The sequence below is a fragment of the Corynebacterium sp. HMSC035E02 genome (assembly GCF_001836065.1).
GTDB lineage: Bacteria > Actinomycetota > Actinomycetes > Mycobacteriales > Mycobacteriaceae > Corynebacterium > Corynebacterium hiratae.
Genome location: NZ_KV827344.1, coordinates 1 through 293, shown reverse-complemented (window position 1 = coordinate 293; position 293 = coordinate 1). Strand labels below are relative to the sequence as shown.

The 293-nt window shown below is 57.7% G+C and carries 1 protein-coding gene; it reads left to right on the top strand.

The genetic code is table 11. The annotated features are described in order from the left end of the window. On the top strand, positions 1-293 hold a 293-nt coding region (locus tag HMPREF2635_RS07055), incomplete at both ends, for a YPDG domain-containing protein (RefSeq protein ID WP_198531321.1).

The window sequence follows — 293 nt, the reverse complement described above, 5'->3', positions numbered from 1 at the left end:
GACCAGTACACTCCTGAGTATGAGAACGGCTCTGGTAAGCCGGGTGATGACGTCGAGATTAAGAAGCCGACGTTTAAGGACGGCGACGGCAAGGAGACCACTCCGCCGGAGGGCACCAAGTTTGAAAAGGGCGAGGGCGCGCCGGAGGGTGTGACCGTTAACGAGGATGGTTCCGTCAAGGTGACCATTCCTGAGGGCGCTGAGCCTGGTACGAAGATTGAGGTTCCGGTTAAGGTGACTTATCCGGATGGTTCGACTGATGATGCCACGGTGACTGTCACGGTTGAGCAGCC